We start from the raw sequence: 16,206 nt of genomic DNA, 5'->3' as shown, positions 1-16,206 counted from the left end.
ACAGAATGCCCTACTCGGAACCGACGACAGCACGAAGGACTGCCCGCCGTCTCCTGCCGCTGGCATTGGCACTGGCCGCACTGTTGGCCGCCGGTGGCATGCTGCGGCAGGGCCGAGCCGAGGCGGCAGACCAGGGGATCGCGAAACTCGGGATGTACCTGGGCAAGTGGAACTACGACCAGCCAGATCGCGTCAGCATGACAAACATCGCGGTGATGAACGTACCGGGCGGCGGACTCCAGGCTCCCCAGATCGGGGACATCGTGTTCACCGCGGAGGGCAGGGACCGCGTCGTCGGCCGGACCGACGTCGGATGTACCTGGAGGTTCAGGGCCACCGCCCGATCGCTGGAACTGGATCCGCCATCCCAGCTCTGCCACAACCCCACCCTGAACGTTTCCTACACCATCATCAGGTGGACGGTCACGGTTTCGGGACAGCATGAGAAGGAGACCATCACCGCCAAGAGCCACCGCGCCGGACGCGACTACGACTTCGTCCTGGAGAAGGGAGCCCGGACCAAGGTCAAGGAGTATGACCCGCACGCCGCGACGAAATTCACCGGTATCTGGACGTACGACCCGTCCGCCCCGAAGACCCGGGTGAACATCCGGGTCACGCAGTACCCGGCGCCGGAGGGCGCACCGACGGTGGTTGAGTCGCCGCAGCAGGGCCGCGTCACCATCGTCAAGGACTACGACAACAGAGTCACCGCACGAACCGACGACGGCTGCACGTGGTCACTGCTGAGCCGTGGAAACACGGCCAAGCTAGACCCCCCGACCCAGACGTGCACGCTCCGCACATCCGCCGCCATCACCCTCAAATACTGGACCATCACCACCGACGGCAGACAACAGACCTCCATGATGATTGGCATCGATGAACGTGGCGGCAACTTCGTCCTCAGCACCGGCAGCCTCACCAAGCACTGATCCCGGCTCTCCCGCTACCCCAGCTCGGACGGTGCGGCGCAGGTGGTCGAATCGTCGCAGCAGGGTGTGGTGACGGGGCCGGCACGTTCACCCTCGGCGTCGGCGGTCTCACCGGAACCGTCATCGCCGAGTCGCGAATACTGAAACCGCCAGCCGCAGCCGCTGGCGGGAGGCGACAGCCGAACCTCCCGCCAGCCGGGGCAACACCCGACTTGACCGCATCGCACGACGCAAATCTTCATTGGTGGTGTATCAGCATGCGCGGAACGGCAAAGATCGTCGGCGGCGGCATCGGTGGACTCGCAGCAGCCAGCGCCTTGCACCAGGCTGGCTGGGACGTGACGCTCTACGAACGGGAAGTCGGGCTCTCCGGCGCCGGTACCGCGCTCGGGATGTGGCCCTCGGCCGTGGCCGCGCTGGACCACATCGGGACCGGCGACGACGTGCGTACCCAGGGGACCGAGCAGACATCGGCCGAGTTTCTGCGCGCTGACGGGACGTTGATCGGGAAGCTGGACACGACGCGGTTGCGACGGCGCACCGGTGATCCGGTCTACCTGCTTTCACGTCCCGCTCTGCTGAACCTGCTGTACAGGGCGGCACAGAACACCGCAACACACTTCGGTCATCCCATCGCCGACATCACTTCGCTGCAACGCGAGTGCGACGTCGTGGTCGTCGCTGATGGCATCTTCAGCCGGACCCGTGCCGCATTGTTCGGAGACCGGTACCGGGCCCGCTACATCGGCGTGACGGCTTGGCGGGGATGGATCGACAACCGGCCAACCCGCACGATGACCGAGACCTGGGGTAGGGGCGCCAAGTTCGGCATCACCCCTCAGGAGGGCGGGCGCACAAACTGGTACGCCACAACGGTGGCGCCGGAAGGCGCCCCCTCGCCGGACGGGGAGCTCGCCCGACTCCGCGAGTTGTTCGGATCCTGGGGCGGCCCCGTCCGTATGGTCCTCGACACCATTGCCGAGGAGGCCATCCTGCGTCACGACCTGCATGTCGTACCGCCGTTACCGACGTTCGTGAGCGGCAATGTGGCGCTCATCGGAGACGCCGCACACGCTATGCCGCCCGATCTGGGCCGGGGCGCCTGCGAAACGCTCATCGATGCGATCACGTTGGCCCGCTGCCTACGCGAGAGCCCCATGATTGACGCCGGTCTGCACGCGTACGACCGCCGACGCCGACGGCCCACCCAGCGCCTCGCCGCCGCAGCCGCCGGCGCCTCCCGCCTGACCCGCTGGAACCGCAACCTCTGGCTGCGTGACGGGCTGCTGCGAATGAGCCTCCTCCTACCGCCGCCGGCCTAGCTTCGGTAATGCATCCGGGAGGCTGACCTTGGAGTGTCGCTGTGTCTGGTCAGGCGCAGAACGTCGATGTGCTGGAGGGACAACCGGTGTTGGGTCGGGCACTGGGAGACGACGCTGAGCTGCGTCCGTTGGAGCCATGGCAAGCGGCCGAGTTCGCCGGGTACGTCAACCGGACACGTGATGCACTCAAGCCGTGGATCCCCTGGGCCTACACCATCGTCGACGAGGCGTCGGCCCGCGCTTTCCTGCAGAGCTACGCCGACCGGCAGGCCGCCGACACCGGCCGTATCTTCGGCCTTTACGTCTCAGGAGTCATGCAGGGCGGTGTCCTGTACCGCGTCTTCAACACCGCTCAGGGCGTCTGCGAGATCGGCGTCTGGCTCGCTCCCGAGGTACGCGGACGGGGTCTCATCAGCCGCGCCTGCCGCGTCCTCATCGATTGGGCCGTTGACGCGCGTGGCATGACCCGCGTCGAATGGCAGTGCGACCCGCGGAATGCGTCCAGCATCGCTGCCGCACGACGCCTCGGCCTCACCCACGAGGGCACCCACCGCAAAGCCTTCTACCTTAACGGTGAACACCGCGACGTCCAGGTCTGGGCCATCGTCGCCTGAAGCACGCCACCCTCTTATCCGGATCTGCCGCCGACAGCGCGACGGAAGGTAACGGCAGGACTCAAGTCGGCGTCCGGTCGTGGCCGATGAGAGGACGCCTTTTGCAGCGATGCTGCCCAGCAGCGCGATGCCCAGCACGATGCCGAGCTCGCCGCTGGTGGACTTCCGCGCCAGCAGAGGTGCGGAACATCAACCGCGGGTCGGCGGTCGGCACGGCGAAGTCGCCGTCGCCTGGCTGGGCGCGCTCATCGAATCCGGAGAATCGTCTTGTCCCCTGCGACGTGCCAATCCGTGCTCCCGCCACCGGTGCACCTGCCCGAGTACGCCGTAGACCCGCTCCATCGCGCCGTCCTACAGTTCCCCCATGCGGATCCGGGTCATCGACGCGTTCACCGACCGGCCGTTCGCCGGCAACCCCGCCGCCGTCTGCCTGCTCGACACCAGCGCCTGGCCCGACGAGGCGTGGATGCGTCGGGTCGCCGCCGAGAGGGTCACCTCCCCCGTTCCTTGGCGGTTGGCATTGGCAGGCGCTGGTGCTGTCTTGCGTCGAGGCGTCCCTGGTGGTTGCGGGATCGGTGTGGGTACTCGGCACGGCTCAACGCCGCCTGCTGTGCGGTGGCCGGCTTTCTGTGGCGTGCGGCCGTAGCGCGTACGCCGCCTTCATCCTGCAGGGACCCGCGCTGTTGACCTTGGCGATTGCGGCCCGTCCGCTGGCCCTGCCGGCTGAGGCCAAGGCCGTGCTGGTGGCCGCGCTCGGCGTTCCGGTCTGCTTCGGGCTGGGATGGCTGGTCATCGACCGCACGCGGCTCGGCCGAATCCTCTAGTCCGCCCCGCTTTTGACGGCAGAGCACAGGGGTACATCAGGCTCACCGCGTTCAGCGGCGCGGCCATCGACCGCGACCGGCTCATCGGCCGGATGACCGGCCTCTCGGAAATCGACGATCGATGCTACTGACGACGACCGCCGAGCTTCCCGCCTAGGAGCTGCTGGATGCCCGAGCTGGCCGGCGTCTATCCGGTTCGCCTCGACCGTTGACCGTTGGCCCCGAGGGCGCCCAGCAAGTCGATCGCGAGGCAGACGAACAGGGCCACACCCCAGTTGTTCCAGGGACCCCACGACTGGACGGCCGGGGTGTCCGCGATGAGCCAGACAATGAGCCAGATGAACGTCATCGTGACCACCTCAATGCCCAGGCTACGACGCATTCCCGGCGAGGAGCCAGGGCTACAGGGCCTGCCGACACCCGGCTCATGGCCTCTCCCTCCGTCCGCTGTGGCTTGGTGGGCGTCGATGTCGTGCCGGTCGAAGACGGGCAGCGCCGCGGCCTCTCGGGCTGTGTGATCGTCAGCCCGCCTCGGCCTGCCAGCTCATCCGCCGGGCCACGAGCATTCCCGCCACGCCCCACGCGGTCAGGACGGCCAGGTCGCCCCACGCGAAGCCCGCGCCGGTCGATGCCGACGAGAGCGCCTCGCCCAGTGCGTGCGCGGCGTGCTTGAGCGGCAGGATGTCGCCGAGGACGTCGAGGGTGCTCGGGAGATCGGCGCCGATCACGAACACATCGGAGATGAATGCGAGCGGCAGCAGCGTACCGAGGGTCAGGGCGGTGATTGCCTGCGACCGGCGGGCCAGCGTCAACACGGCGAATCCCAGGGCGGCGAAGCAGCCGACCGACACGGCGAACGCGATGAGCGTCGCCGGCAGCCGGCCGATCTCGATCCGCACGCCGTAGCCGACGACGGCCACCGCGGCCGCGCCGAGAATGGTCGCGGCGGCGACGAGCAGCGCGGCGGTGACCCGCCCGGCGACATACGCCCAGGGCGGCATCGGGGTGCCGCGCAGGCGGCGCAACGCACCGCGCTCCCGAGCCTCTGCCACGCCGCTTGGCAGGATGACGTACGCGGTGACGGCGATGCCGTAAGCACTCATCCCTGGCAGCAACAGTCGCGCAGCCTCGGTTTGCTGACCGGCGCCGCCGGTCGTCAGCGCGGGCATGAGCGCGACCAGCAGCACCGGGAAGATGACGGTGAAGAAAACCGCGGTCGCGTCCCGGATCAGCCCGGTCAGGGCGTAGCGGGCTTGGATGCGCACCGACGTCCACGGTGCGGGGCGGCGAAGGCGCACCGCATGCAGCGGCTTGGCGGTGCTCCGTTCGGGGGCGGCGACCGCGCTGGCGACCGCGCTGCCGCAGCCGCGAGGTTCCCAAGCGAACCAGCGCCAGGCGACCAGGCTGGCGCCGATGCCCCAAGCCGCGAGGACGGCGAGGTGGTCCGCGGGGAGGCCGGTGCCGGACGCGGACGGACCTACCGTTTGGGCGAACGCGGTGGCGAAGTGTTTCAGGGGCAGCGCCGAGCCGAGGTGCTCCAACCAGACCGGCATGGAGGTGTTCATCGCGAACACGTCGGAGATGAACGCCAGCGGGATGAGGATGCCGTTGGTCAACGCCTGTGCCGCGACCGACGTGCGCACGACCGCCAGTACGGCCAGCCCGAGAGCCGCGAAGCAGGCGACGCCCAGCAGCAGGGTCGCAAACGCAGCGGGGAGGGAACGCCAGCTGACCCGCACGCCGTACAGGATGACCCCGGTGGCGACCACGACGGCGGCCGAGACCATGGCCACGACGGCGGCCGCCCCGATCCGCCCGGCGAGGATCACCCACGGCGGCGCGGGCGTGCCACGCATCCGGAGGAGGATGCCGCGCTCGCGGAGGAGTGCGGTGTCCACCGCCAGCACGCAGAACGCCGCCTCCACTGCCCCGAACACCGCCATCGCCGGGGTGAAGAACTCGGCCAGCCGGACGTCGCCATTCGGGCCGACCCGCACGTCACCGAACAGCGCACCGATGATCGCCAAGAAGAACAGCGGCATGGCCAACGTGAAGAACAGCGCAATCGGGTTGCGCGAGAAGGATCGCAGGCCCTGGCCGGTGAGCGTCGCCACCAGGCCCACTACTCCCAGGCGCTTGACGGCTCGCGCTGGCGGCACCTGCAAAGCCTCAGTTGCCATCTCCGGCCTCCTCGATCAACCGGAGGTATACGTCCTCCAGCGTCGGGTGGCCGACGGTGAGCCCCGCCAGCTCGACGTCACGCTCCAGCGCCCAGCCCGTCAGGGTATGCACATCCTTTGTCGCCCAGGCGGTGGTGGCCTTGACGACACCGTCCGTCGTGACGACCTTTCCATCGAGGGTGGGCAGGTCGTCGGCGGAGATTCCGGTTGGCAGCCGGAACTGCAGAGTGCTCACCGGCCGACCGCCGTCGCCCAGTTCGTCCGGGCGTCCGATCGCCACGAGCCGGCCGGCGCGCAACACCGCCACCCGGTCGGCGAGCTGCTGGGCCTCCTCCATGTAATGGGTGGTGAGCAGGATGGTGGTACCCAGGTCACGCAATCGGTGGATGAGCTCCCAGGCGCGGTGGCGGGCCGACGGGTCGAAGCCGGTGGTGGGCTCGTCGAGGAAGAGCAGCTCGGGCGCCCCCACCAGGCCCAGAGCCAGGTCGAGCCGACGGCGTTGCCCGCCGGAGAGGGTCTTGACGCGGGCATCACGCTTGTCGGACAACCCGACCAGCTCGATCACCTCGTCCGGCTGATATCTGCGGGGATACAAGGACGCGTGCAGCCGAGCCAGCTCACGCACCGTGAACTCCTCTTCGAACCCGGCGCTCTGCAGGACGATGCCAATCCGCTCCCGGTATGCCCGTCCGCCGGTCGCCGGGTCTACACCCAGCACGCTGACCCGGCCCGCGGTGCGGTCGCGGTAACCCTCCAGGATCTCCACCGTCGTCGTCTTGCCAGCTCCATTCGGTCCGAGTAGGGCGAGGACCTCGCCTTCGGCGACCGTGAAGCTCAACCCATCGACGGCGCGTAACCGCCCGTACTTCTTTGACAGCTCTTCGACAACGACCGCGGACATGGCTTCACTCTGGTGGTGCCGCCCCCCGACCGGCAGTGCGGTAAGACCCGTCAGCGGCGGTCGGAGGTCCCGACCGCCGCCAGGTGACACCGGCTCCTCGTCGTACCGGATCGCACCGGCGTCCGGTGAAACCCGGGCCGCCCGCCGGCGACATCGTCGTCATCGGTCATCCGGCGGCCGAACGGCCCACCCGCGCGGGTGGTTCGGCACTGTGCCGCCGGGCGGCGAGGCAGGAGCCTGAGGGGGAGAGCGGAGGTGGTGGGACGTGTTCAGTCGGGTAGTGCTACCGGTGATGGTGGGTGTGGACGGCTCCCCGGCGAGTATCGCCGCGGTGGATCTGGCTGCGGACGAAGCCGCGGCTCGCGTCACCCCGTTGGTGATCGTGCACGTTGATGCCGGGTCACCCCGGCGACCCACCGAGGCCGGTGCGCCGGAACGGGTCGACCCCGTGGCCGCGCAGCGGCGGCTGCTCGACGTGACGGTCGGCGGCGTGCGCGCGCAGCATCCGGCTCTCGCGGTCACCGCGGAGCTGCTGGCTGGTGATCCCGCCGAGGTCCTCGCCCGCCGTTCGCTGGAGGCATGCCTCCTGGTACTTGGGCATCCGCGCGGATGTGGCCTGTCGATGGCGTCGGTCGCGACATCGGTGCCCGAACGAGCCCACGCCCGGGCGCTCGCCGATTTGGCGCAGAAGCTGCGGGTTGCCTCGGGAGCGGATGTAAAGCAGCTCACGCCAGAGGGCGCCCCGCACGGCCGGTGATGGACTACCGAACGCCGGAGGGCGAGATGAGCATGCAAGTGGGCGCGGCGCCCATTGGGGGCTGGCTCGTCGAGTCGGAGCCAGACCGCGCGGCGCGGCGCTCGACGCGGCCGGACCGCTACCCCGATCTTGGAGCCACACTGCGGCGTGCGGGACGCGCCCGAGGTGCCCAGGCGCCGGATGCCGTGTCGATCGGATCGGCGCTCTTCACCGGACGGTGGGCATAGCGTTCAGCGCCGACACCTCGCATACCGGAGCACCGGCACGCCGTGTAACCGAGCAGGTGACGGCTCACCGAACCACGCGATCCGCTGCGGTCTTCCAACCGCCTGCGACTGCGGTCAAACGACCGTGGCGACCGCTGTAGGGGCGAACGTCACATCGACTGTGCCCCATCTGGCCCGGGGCCCAGTCACCACTCGCGCGCCAGGCTGAAGGGCGAGGAAGGGAGGCCGCGCCATGCGCGCTCTCGTTGTGTACGAGTCGATGTACGGCAACACCAAGGAGGTCGCGGAGGCCGTCGCCGGCGGCCTCGCCGAACTGGGAGACACGGTCGTGATGGAGGTGGGTGACGCCCCGGACGACCTCGATCCTGGCCTCGACCTGCTCGTTGTCGGCGGCCCCACGCATGCGCACGGCATGAGCCGCCCGCAGAGCCGCCAGAGTGCGGCGGACGAGGTGCCGGCCGGGGTCGTCCCGAGCCGCACCGGGCTGCGGGAGTGGCTTGGCGCGCTGGGTCGCAGCCGGCCGGGATTGTCGGCCGCCGCATTCGACACCCGGTTCGACAAGCCCCGCTGGCTCACCGGGTCGGCGGCGGTCGGCGCGGCCCGGCTGCTCGGCCACCATCATTGCGTGCTGGTCGTGCCGCCGGAAAGCTTTTACGTCGAGCACGCGGCGGGCCCGCTCGCGCACGGGGAGCTGGACCGCGCCCGCCGGTGGGGCGAGAAGCTCGGCACCCGACAGGCCAGCGCGTCGGGTCACCATCCGGTGCCGTGATCCAGCCGGAAAGGCGTGCCCACCGGCCCGGGCGGTCGGGGCGGACGGCTCTGCCAGAGTGCCCCGGCCGACCGTTGTCCTAGAGATACCGACGTGGCCGGAGGTGACGCGACTTGCGACGTCGGAGACCGCACGGGGGTGGGGAGCAGTGCTCGAGCCTCGGTGGCTACCGCCTCCGCCGTCGTGATGACCAACCGCCCTTCGGCCACGCCGCCGGCCCGGCATACTCAGGCACTCGGCGCGCCCGCAGAGGTGCTCGCCTCGCTCGGGGCGTTCACCGTGGTCCTGCTGGCCGGTGGCTGGCGGTGGGCCGCCTCGCCGGACGCCGGCCTGCTGGCGGCGGCGTCCGGCGCCGCCTTCACCGCCATCGTGCTCGGACAGCTCGCCAACGCGTTCGCGTGCCGCAGCGCGGTGGGGCCGGCATGGCGGATCGATCCGCGGCGAAACCCGTTGCTGCTCGGCGCGGTGGCGGTCGAGCTGGTGCTACTCGGGGTCTTCCTGACCGTTTCCACCGCTGCCCGGGCTCCTCGATGGCGACCTACCGACCGCGTTGGGCTGGCTGCTGGCTGCCACGACCGTGCCAGCCGTGCTGCTGTTCGACGCGGCCGCAAGGCGGGCGCGGCGGGCCGACGCCCGGCTATAGTGCGCCCCGTCGGGACGCGCCAGCGTAGATCAGCGCGAGCGCGGCAAGGGCCGCGATCACCCCGCCGACCAATAGGGCGACACCCAGCGGGGTGAGGTCGGGGATCCGGGTGGCGGCCTGCACGCCGGCGGCGAGGTCCGGACTGCCGTCGACGTTCGCCAGCACCACCACGAAGCGCCCGTCGGTCAGCGCCCGATCCAGGACCACTGCGCCGGTGCCCGACGCGGACGCCAGCCAAGACGTCTGCTCGGCCGGCGCAGAGACCGCCCCGGCGGCGCCGCCGACACGTCGCAGCAGGACGCCGGACTCGCCGTACGGGTCAATCAGCTCGTCGTGCCCGGCGCGCGCCAGCCACCGGTCCACATCGTCCTCGGCGGCGATGACCACGCCGCCGGTGACCAGCCCGGCCGGCGCTGCAGAGCACCGGACGTGCCCCGGCCCTACCTTCCCGTGCGGGAGATCGAGCGATGTTCAGGGCCGGACGGTCGCCTTCGGGCAGGTCGGCCAGCGGATGCACCATGGGAATGGACTCCTGCCGCCCGCGCGGCCAGCAGGAGTCCACGATTTGCTGCGCGGTCACTCCCGCGACAGCGCGACCTTCAGCGCGCCGGTGTCGGCTGGCCGGGAGAAGACGTCGTACGCCTGCATGATGTCCCCGAGCGGGAACCGATGGGTGATGATCTGGCCGGTGTCCAGCTGCCCCGCAGACACCATCTTCAGCAGGGTCGGCGTGGAGTAGGTGTCCACCAGCCCCGTCGTGATGGTCACGTTGCGGGTCCACAGGTCTTCCAGGTGCAGGGTGGCTGGTTTACCGTGCACACCGATGTTCGCTACCCGGCCGCCGGGGCGAACCAGGGTGGTGCACAGCTCGAAGGACGCGGGCGTGCCAACCGCCTCCATCACTACATCCGCGCCGAGCCCGTCGGTGATCGCGCGCACCACCTCGAGCGGGTCGTCGTCGGCTTTGACAGCCACGTCGGCCCCGATTTGCTTGGCCGCCTGCAACCGGCTGTCGGCCTTGTCGACCGCCACGATGTGCGCCGGCGAGAACAGCCGTGCGGTCAGGATGCCGGCCAGGCCGATCGGACCGGTACCGACCACGACGACGGTATCGCCCGGGCGAACCTGGCCATTGAGCACGCCGACCTCGTAGGACGTCGGCAGGATGTCGGCCAGCAGCACGGCGGCCTCGTCGGTTATGCCTTCCGGCAGCGGGTAGGTCGAGAGGTCGGCGAATGGCAGTCGCGCGTACTGCGCCTGCACGCCGTCGACGAGGTGGCCGAGGATCCAACCGCCGCCGCCGCGGCACTGTCCGTAGCTGCCCTCGCGGCAGTAGCGGCAACGGCCGCATGCGGAGATGCAGGACGCCAGGACTCGGTCGCCCGGCCGGACCGTGGCGACCGCCGAGCCGACGGCGACGACCGTGCCGACCGCCTCGTGGCCAAGAATTCGGCCCGGCTGCACCGCCGGGACGTCGCCGCCCAGAATGTGCAGGTCGGTGCCACAGATGGTGGCGGTGTCAACCTGAATGATGGCGTCGCCGGGATCGATGATCTGCGGGTCGGGAACCTCGGTCCAGGACCGCTGTCGCGGGCCGCCGAAGACGAGTGCTCTCATTACTGGACCTCCTTGTCCATGCGTGCGGGTTCCATCCGCATCGGTAGTTCGTACAGCCGCGTGAGGCGGATCCGGGCCGCCTGTAGGCGTTCGACCAGCACGCTCATTAACCAAGCTGCTGAACTCGCGACCCAGCTCGGCGTCGTCCACGATGAGCCGGCGTACGTCCGCCGCGTCGAGCTCGACGGCGAACCTCTCCTCGACCTGCAGCGCACCGAATTGCCATCGGTACGGCGGGAACAGCCATGGTCAGCCAAGGACGCTGTCCGCCTCGATGACGATGTCACCGCCATCGGCTAGGCCCATGTCCAAATCGACGCGCCCGGACCTCAGCAACCAGAAGCGGTCGGCGGATCGCCCCTCGTGGAACAGCCGCTGGCCGGCGTGCTGGACGACCGGGTGGGCCTGAACCGAGAGCCGTTCCAACCACGGCCCGGGCAGCCCCCGCAGGAACCGATGGGCGGGACAGCAGGTCCGCCGTTCGCAACGTCCCGCACCTGCGGTGTGGGCGGAAGCCGGGGCCGGCTTGCGGCCGGCCCCGGAACTCGATCAGCTCTTTTTCCCGTTCTCGACCTTGATCGGGATCTCCTTCGCGCCCGGCTTGATGTCGCCGACCTTCGCGGTGATCTCGAGCATCCCGTCCGCGTACCGGGCGGCGATGGTCTTCTCCGTGACCCCCGCCGGTAGTGGGATGGTCCGGGAGAACGATCCGTAGTGGAACTCGGAGCGGGTCTTGTCGGGGCGGCTGGTCTCCTTGCGCACCACGTCGAGCCGCAACTCGCTGTCTGCGAAGGTGATCCGCACGTCCTTGACCGGATCGATGCCCGGCATTTCGGCGCGGATGACGTACTGGTCGCCGTCCTGGTAGTCCTCAATCCGGATACTCGGCGCGAGCAGCGGGAACAGGGACAGGTTGGTCCAGTCGAACGGCGCTAACGCGCCGCCGGTGAAGCGTGTGATGGTCGACATCGCGACCTCCTTGTTTCGTCACTTCCATCTGACCCCGCCGCCCGCGGGCTGGTCAGAGTCGACCGGCCTGACTCGGCAGGCCCTTCGGCGGAACGCGACGCGGGCAGCGACCGGGCCCGGCCGAGCGGAGCGCCGAGTCGGTGATGTCACGGGTGCTCGACGCACCGACGTCGGACGAGATCGTCCTGATGCACACGAAATCGCATCCGACCGAGCGCTCCACATCGGATGCCTTCTGTCATCACCGGGCTGCGCCAACGCGGGTACGGCTTCGCTGCCGGTCTCGCGGGCGGAGTCAGCGACCCCGTCCTGGCCGAGCGGACCATGATCCCGCGGTTCCTACCGCTGGTCCACATCCTGACCCGGGCCTCAGCTTGTCGGTACCAGCAGCACGGGGCAGGTGGCGTGGACAGCGATGTCCTGGCTGACCGTGCCGAGCAGGAACGGGGATCGGTGGCCGATGCCGCAGGTGCCGATGACGATGAGGTCGGCGTGCCGGGCGGCGGAGAGCAGCACGGTGGCGGGGTCGCCGTGCCGCACGTCGTAGTCGACCACGATGTGCGCACCGAGATCGTCGGTGGTCTTCGTGAGGTGTCGGCGCAGGTCCTCGGTCGCTATTTGGTGGCGGGCCTGCCGGTCGGCGGACCAGGCAGCCCTGGTCGCGGCGTCGATGTGGTCGCTGGCGGCCGCAGTGTCGGGCGGTATGGCGTGCACGACACGGATCGCCGAGGCGGTGTGTCGGACATGGTCCAGCGCCGAGGCGAGTACGACATGATCATGCCCGCTACAGTCCAACCCTACGATGATGTGTCCAGTGCGGTGTGGCTGTGTCACCTTCGCTCACCTCCACCTCCACGGTGGCGGGTACGGGTGGCGATGGAGTAGAGCCGAAGGTCACCGACGCAGGCTGGCCGCGGTGGGCAGGCGTCAGGCGGTGCTGCCGTCGGGGTCGGCCGGCTGGTCCGCTGGCGCGGGCGCTCCGCTCGCTGGCTGGCTGAGGGAGAAGACGGCGGCCCGTATGTCACGGATGATCGCGTCGACTTCGTCGATCTGGGTCTCGATGGCGGTACGGGTCTGCGGGTTGCTGGCCCGGGAGGCGGTGGCCTGTAGGGCCAGCCCGTGGCCGAACAGTCGTTGGATGACGCGGTGGCGGAGGTCTTCGGCGATCTGTTGGCGGTCCTCGATCAGGCGCACTTGTTCGTTGTCTCGGCGGACCTGGGTCAGGTGCAGGACCAGCCCGGCCTGCGCGGCGACCGCGGTGATCAGGTCGCGGTCCAGGTCGTCGAAAGGTTCGTCGCCGGGGCGCCGGGAGACGCTCAGCACGCCATTGACGCCGCACTCGCCGATGACCGGTATCGCGGCCGTCTCGCCGATCATGCCGTCGGAGCCTTCGGCTGTTGCCGGGGTGCGTGGGTCGCTGCCTGGGTCGGTGATCACGATGAGGCCGCGTGCCGCGATCGCGACGCCGGTGACCGTGCCTTCTATCGGGATGGCGGCGCCTTGCCACGGATGGTAGGTGCCCTCGGTCGTGGCCATGTGCAACAGGTTGGGATCGTCGGTGGGCACGCTCACGCCCGCCCCGTCGCCGCGCAGGGTCTGCCGGGCGTGATGGACCAGCCGGCGGAGCACCTCGTCGGGGTCGGCACCGGCCAGCAGTTGAGTGGTGACCTCGACCATGGCGGTCTGCCAGGTGTGGCGGCGGCGGCTTTCGGTCAGCAGGGTGGCGTTTTCGATCGCTGCGGCGGCTGCGGCGGCCAAGGCCTGGGCCAGTTCCTCGTCGTCTTTGGTGAACTCGTCCGCGCCCTGTTTGTCGGTCAGGTAGAGGTTGCCGAAGACCCGGTCGGCGACCCGGATCGGTACGCCGAGGAACGAGCGCATCGGCGGGTGGTGCTCGGGGAAGCCGACCGAGGCGACGTGTTCGGCAATGTCGCGCAGCCGCAGCGACTGGGGGTAGTCCACCAGCGACCCCAGCAGGCCCTTTCCTTCCGGCAGGTGCCCGACCCGGGCGACCACCTCGGGGTCCATACCGGTGTGTATGAACCGCACCAGCCGGCCGCGGCGGACCACGCCGAGTGCGGCGTAGCCGGCGTTGACCAGTTCGCGGGCGGCTTCCACGATGTGGCGCAGCACCGTGTCGAGGTCATCGGCGCGGGCGACCGTCAGGTAGGCGTGCAGCAGACCCCGCAACCGGCCCTGGGTGTCCTGCACGTCGCGGGCTCGTGCCACCAGCTGCTCGAGCAGTTCGTCCAGCTCCAGCCGGGCCACCTGCGCGAATACCATCCCCGCGGCGGGATCACCGACCAACCTTGCGGGGCTGGCGTCGGGCTGGCGTCTGCGGACATCCTCACTCACGTCCATCACCGTCCGCGGACCCGGAGCTCGTGGGCCCCGTGCGGTATGTCCGGCGGTCGTTCGTGGCTCCGCCCCAACGCGTTCGCGCCGCCCACGCAGCGTCCACCGTCTTCATGCCGCCACGCCGGCCCGAGAAGCGCCGCCCCCACCCCAGTCCGGGTCCAGCAGCAGGGCGCGCCGTTGGTGCACTGGCCCGGCCAGAAAGCGGTGGGATCTGCTCGATCACGATGACCCTCGATTCATGGACGGCATCGCCAGCACGAACTGGTGCGCCACCGGGGTCCCGAGCGACAAGACAACCGTACGCGCCCTATCGGGGCGTGTTCAATGCCGAACCCTCTCCGGCCGCCCGTAGGTGAGGATCCCTACCCCGACCGGTCGGCAGTTCGCGCGTCCACAGAAAGCCGCAGAACGGCGGCCTCTTCGCAGGCTGAGGAATTGCAAGCTACTGGCATCGAAGTTGATCGCCGAGGCAACGAGCCGCCCGCGCGGCGATGCACTGCGGCCTGCGACGCGTCGGGATGGCTCAGTGGGGTCACCGCGTCGCAACGAACCCGCGCTGCGGGCGGACGTCGCTTTCGCTCGGGCACCTTAGTTTTGGATTAGGGACGTTAGGCCCTGCCGCGGGCAGGGGGATCGGGCCACGGTTGGCTCATGGCGGGACCGGGACCTCTCGGTCGCCGTGAATGCTTCGATCAACTGAATGCGCCCCTATTAGACCCGTTTGGGTGCGTGGCCCGTTTGTCGGCAAGCCTGCTCGGGATCGTCCTCGCGCCGCCGAGCGCCACGACAGAGGGGCTCTTGTCACTATTTCGACCGATCCAACGAAGGGTGTCAGCGCCTCACGGCTTCACCGGACACATGCTCTACATGTCGCGGACAACGACGTGATCTCCATCCTGAGCGGAGCAAGTAGATGAATACCCTGATCGTCGTCCTCGTCGTTGTCGTCCTTCTAGCTCTAGTGCTGGCGCTCGTGGTGCGGGTCGTCAAGCAGTACGAACGGGGAGTGGTGTTCCGTCTGGGCCGGGTGGTCGGATCCCGGGAACCGGGGCTGCGGCTGCTGATCCCCATCGTCGACGTCCTGCACCGGGTGTCGCTGCGCATCGTCACCATGCCGATCCAGTCCCAGGGCATCATCACCCGGGACAACGTCAGCGTCGACGTGTCCGCGGTCGCCTACTTCCGAGTGGTCGACGCGGTGAAGTCGGTCGTGGCGATCGAGAACGTGAACGCAGCGATCAGCCAGATCGCCCAGACGACACTGCGCAAGGTCGTCGGCCAACACACCCTGGACGAGACGCTGTCCGAAACCGACCGCATCAACGTCGATATCCGGGAGATCCTCGACGTCACGACTACCGACTGGGGCGTCGAGGTGACCCTGGTTGAGCTCAAGGACATCCAGCTGCCTGAGAGCATGAAGCGGGCGATGGCCCGCCAGGCCGAAGCCGAGCGGGAGAAGCGGGCGAAGATCATCAACGCTGAAGGGGAATCCCTCGCGGCTGCCGCACTCGGTGACGCCTCGGACACCATGATGGCCCACCCCCTCGCACTGCAACTACGCAACCTGCAGAGCCTCGTCGAGATCGGCGTGGACAAGAACACCACCGTGGTGTTCCCGGCCCCCCTGATGAGCACCATCGGCGAACTCGGCTCCTTCCTAGCTCGGGAGGCGGCCGCCGCCGCACCCCCGACCGCCCCCTCCAACTTGCCCAAGCTGACCGCGGTCGCCACCCCCAACGGAAGCTCCGACACCGCCACCACGTCAGCGAATTAAGCACCTGTGGACGTTGACCGGCGCACGACAGGCGCGACCCCAGGCGATCACGCTGCCGGTTCGCGCCTGTCGGCATGCCACCGGTTTTCGCCGTGTGGTTCGGGCAACGCCGAGTGGGATCGACGCCCGAGGCGCACGAGACCATAGTGGCGACGCCGCACGCGGCCGAGAAGCTCGCCCAGATCGCGCGTCTGTGGAGCACCGGCGAGGTCACCAAGGAGCAGGCCCAGACCGATGGCAGGGCCCCGGCAAAGTCGTGGCGCGTGTCCGGCTTGAGTTGGTTGGTGTAGACGCGCCTGGGTGGGGAGTTGCAGGG

At 69.3% G+C, this 16,206-nt stretch carries 18 protein-coding genes; 10 read left to right on the top strand and 8 right to left on the bottom strand.

The window, feature by feature from the left end; translation table 11 throughout:
- Positions 1–5 precede the first annotated feature (5 nt).
- The 5 genes from OG799_RS12415 to OG799_RS12395 all read left to right on the top strand — a co-directional run bounded on the left by OG799_RS12415 (position 6) and on the right by OG799_RS12395 (position 3,695).
- Positions 6–935 carry a hypothetical protein gene (locus OG799_RS12415; protein ID WP_406045178.1) on the top strand — a complete coding sequence of 310 codons (930 nt, stop codon included), beginning with the start codon at positions 6–8 and terminating at the stop codon, positions 933–935.
- Between the two features lie 257 nt (positions 936–1,192).
- Positions 1,193–2,257 carry an FAD-dependent monooxygenase gene (locus OG799_RS12410; protein ID WP_406045177.1) on the top strand — a complete coding sequence of 355 codons (1,065 nt, stop codon included), beginning with the start codon at positions 1,193–1,195 and terminating at the stop codon, positions 2,255–2,257.
- A gap of 41 nt (positions 2,258–2,298) precedes the next feature.
- Positions 2,299–2,871 carry a GNAT family N-acetyltransferase gene (locus OG799_RS12405; protein ID WP_406045176.1) on the top strand — a complete coding sequence of 191 codons (573 nt, stop codon included), beginning with the start codon at positions 2,299–2,301 and terminating at the stop codon, positions 2,869–2,871.
- Positions 2,872–3,235: 364 nt separating this feature from the next.
- Positions 3,236–3,517: a PhzF family phenazine biosynthesis protein gene (locus tag OG799_RS12400; protein WP_406045175.1), complete on the top strand. Its 282-nt coding sequence runs from the start codon at positions 3,236–3,238 to the stop codon at positions 3,515–3,517.
- Positions 3,432–3,695 carry a hypothetical protein gene (locus OG799_RS12395; protein WP_406046534.1) on the top strand — a complete coding sequence of 88 codons (264 nt, stop codon included), beginning with the start codon at positions 3,432–3,434 and terminating at the stop codon, positions 3,693–3,695. Before OG799_RS12400 ends, OG799_RS12395 begins: the two co-directional genes overlap by 86 nt.
- Before the next feature lie 187 nt (positions 3,696–3,882).
- On the opposite strand, the gene OG799_RS12390 is transcribed toward OG799_RS12395, so the two are convergent.
- The 3 genes from OG799_RS12390 to OG799_RS12380 all read right to left on the bottom strand — a co-directional run bounded on the left by OG799_RS12390 (position 3,883) and on the right by OG799_RS12380 (position 6,776).
- A complete protein-coding gene (locus tag OG799_RS12390; RefSeq protein WP_406045174.1) occupies positions 3,883–4,044 on the bottom strand; it encodes a hypothetical protein in 162 nt (53 codons plus the stop codon).
- A 172-nt stretch (positions 4,045–4,216) separates the two neighbouring features.
- On the bottom strand, positions 4,217–5,875 hold the full coding sequence (locus OG799_RS12385; RefSeq protein ID WP_406045173.1) for an ABC transporter permease: 1,659 nt from the start codon (positions 5,873–5,875) through the stop codon (positions 4,217–4,219).
- Positions 5,865–6,776, bottom strand: a complete 912-nt coding sequence (locus OG799_RS12380) for an ABC transporter ATP-binding protein (protein WP_406045172.1) — start codon at positions 6,774–6,776, stop codon at positions 5,865–5,867. The genes OG799_RS12385 and OG799_RS12380 overlap by 11 nt, the downstream gene beginning before the upstream one ends.
- Before the next feature lie 292 nt (positions 6,777–7,068).
- Between OG799_RS12380 and OG799_RS12375 the strand changes: the two genes are divergently transcribed.
- The 3 genes from OG799_RS12375 to OG799_RS12365 all read left to right on the top strand — a co-directional run bounded on the left by OG799_RS12375 (position 7,069) and on the right by OG799_RS12365 (position 9,267).
- Positions 7,069–7,533 carry a universal stress protein gene (locus tag OG799_RS12375; RefSeq protein ID WP_406046272.1) on the top strand — a complete coding sequence of 155 codons (465 nt, stop codon included), beginning with the start codon at positions 7,069–7,071 and terminating at the stop codon, positions 7,531–7,533.
- Positions 7,534–7,992: 459 nt separating this feature from the next.
- Positions 7,993–8,529, top strand: a complete 537-nt coding sequence (locus OG799_RS12370; RefSeq protein WP_406045171.1) for a flavodoxin family protein — start codon at positions 7,993–7,995, stop codon at positions 8,527–8,529.
- 186 nt (positions 8,530–8,715) lie between these two features.
- Entirely contained in the window at positions 8,716–9,267 is a 552-nt protein-coding gene (locus OG799_RS12365; protein ID WP_406046271.1) for a cation transporting ATPase C-terminal domain-containing protein, read from the top strand.
- On the opposite strand, the gene OG799_RS12360 is transcribed toward OG799_RS12365, so the two are convergent.
- The 5 genes from OG799_RS12360 to OG799_RS12340 form a co-directional block, all read right to left on the bottom strand.
- Positions 9,167–9,559, bottom strand: coding sequence for a hypothetical protein (locus OG799_RS12360; protein ID WP_406045170.1), 393 nt, complete (start codon positions 9,557–9,559; stop codon positions 9,167–9,169). The genes OG799_RS12365 and OG799_RS12360 overlap by 101 nt on opposite strands.
- Before the next feature lie 189 nt (positions 9,560–9,748).
- Positions 9,749–10,939 carry a zinc-dependent alcohol dehydrogenase family protein gene (locus OG799_RS12355; protein ID WP_406045169.1) on the bottom strand — a complete coding sequence of 397 codons (1,191 nt, stop codon included), beginning with the start codon at positions 10,937–10,939 and terminating at the stop codon, positions 9,749–9,751.
- A 399-nt stretch (positions 10,940–11,338) separates the two neighbouring features.
- On the bottom strand, positions 11,339–11,758 hold the full coding sequence (locus OG799_RS12350) for an Hsp20/alpha crystallin family protein (RefSeq protein WP_406045168.1): 420 nt from the start codon (positions 11,756–11,758) through the stop codon (positions 11,339–11,341).
- 369 nt (positions 11,759–12,127) lie between these two features.
- Complete coding sequence (locus tag OG799_RS12345; RefSeq protein WP_406045167.1) at positions 12,128–12,592, bottom strand: universal stress protein; 465 nt, start codon at positions 12,590–12,592, stop codon at positions 12,128–12,130.
- 93 nt (positions 12,593–12,685) lie between these two features.
- Complete coding sequence (locus tag OG799_RS12340) at positions 12,686–14,110, bottom strand: GAF domain-containing protein (protein ID WP_406045166.1); 1,425 nt, start codon at positions 14,108–14,110, stop codon at positions 12,686–12,688.
- 916 nt (positions 14,111–15,026) lie between these two features.
- On the opposite strand from OG799_RS12340, the gene OG799_RS12335 reads away from it, so the two are divergent.
- Together OG799_RS12335 and OG799_RS12330 are read left to right on the top strand one after the other, a co-directional pair.
- Complete coding sequence (locus tag OG799_RS12335) at positions 15,027–15,890, top strand: slipin family protein (protein WP_406045165.1); 864 nt, start codon at positions 15,027–15,029, stop codon at positions 15,888–15,890.
- Positions 15,891–16,036: 146 nt separating this feature from the next.
- A complete protein-coding gene (locus OG799_RS12330; RefSeq protein ID WP_406045164.1) occupies positions 16,037–16,180 on the top strand; it encodes a hypothetical protein in 144 nt (47 codons plus the stop codon).
- Positions 16,181–16,206 lie beyond the last annotated feature (26 nt).

This window comes from Micromonospora sp. NBC_00898 (assembly GCF_045207895.1).
GTDB lineage: Bacteria > Actinomycetota > Actinomycetes > Mycobacteriales > Micromonosporaceae > Micromonospora.
Note: the sequence above shows the minus strand (reverse complement) of the source record. Positions and strands in the feature narration are given on the sequence as shown.

Coding starts and splice junctions, on each gene's coding strand:
- OG799_RS12400 (WP_406045175.1), top strand. CDS start 3,236: ATGCGGATCCGGGTCATCGACGCGTTCACCGACCGGCCGTTCGCCGGC.
- OG799_RS12390 (WP_406045174.1), bottom strand. CDS start 4,044: ATGACGTTCATCTGGCTCATTGTCTGGCTCATCGCGGACACCCCGGCC.
- OG799_RS12415 (WP_406045178.1), top strand. CDS start 6: ATGCCCTACTCGGAACCGACGACAGCACGAAGGACTGCCCGCCGTCTC.
- OG799_RS12410 (WP_406045177.1), top strand. CDS start 1,193: ATGCGCGGAACGGCAAAGATCGTCGGCGGCGGCATCGGTGGACTCGCA.
- OG799_RS12365 (WP_406046271.1), top strand. CDS start 8,716: ATGACCAACCGCCCTTCGGCCACGCCGCCGGCCCGGCATACTCAGGCA.
- OG799_RS12375 (WP_406046272.1), top strand. CDS start 7,069: ATGGTGGGTGTGGACGGCTCCCCGGCGAGTATCGCCGCGGTGGATCTG.
- OG799_RS12350 (WP_406045168.1), bottom strand. CDS start 11,758: ATGTCGACCATCACACGCTTCACCGGCGGCGCGTTAGCGCCGTTCGAC.
- OG799_RS12380 (WP_406045172.1), bottom strand. CDS start 6,776: ATGTCCGCGGTCGTTGTCGAAGAGCTGTCAAAGAAGTACGGGCGGTTA.
- OG799_RS12370 (WP_406045171.1), top strand. CDS start 7,993: ATGCGCGCTCTCGTTGTGTACGAGTCGATGTACGGCAACACCAAGGAG.
- OG799_RS12385 (WP_406045173.1), bottom strand. CDS start 5,875: ATGGCAACTGAGGCTTTGCAGGTGCCGCCAGCGCGAGCCGTCAAGCGC.
- OG799_RS12335 (WP_406045165.1), top strand. CDS start 15,027: ATGAATACCCTGATCGTCGTCCTCGTCGTTGTCGTCCTTCTAGCTCTA.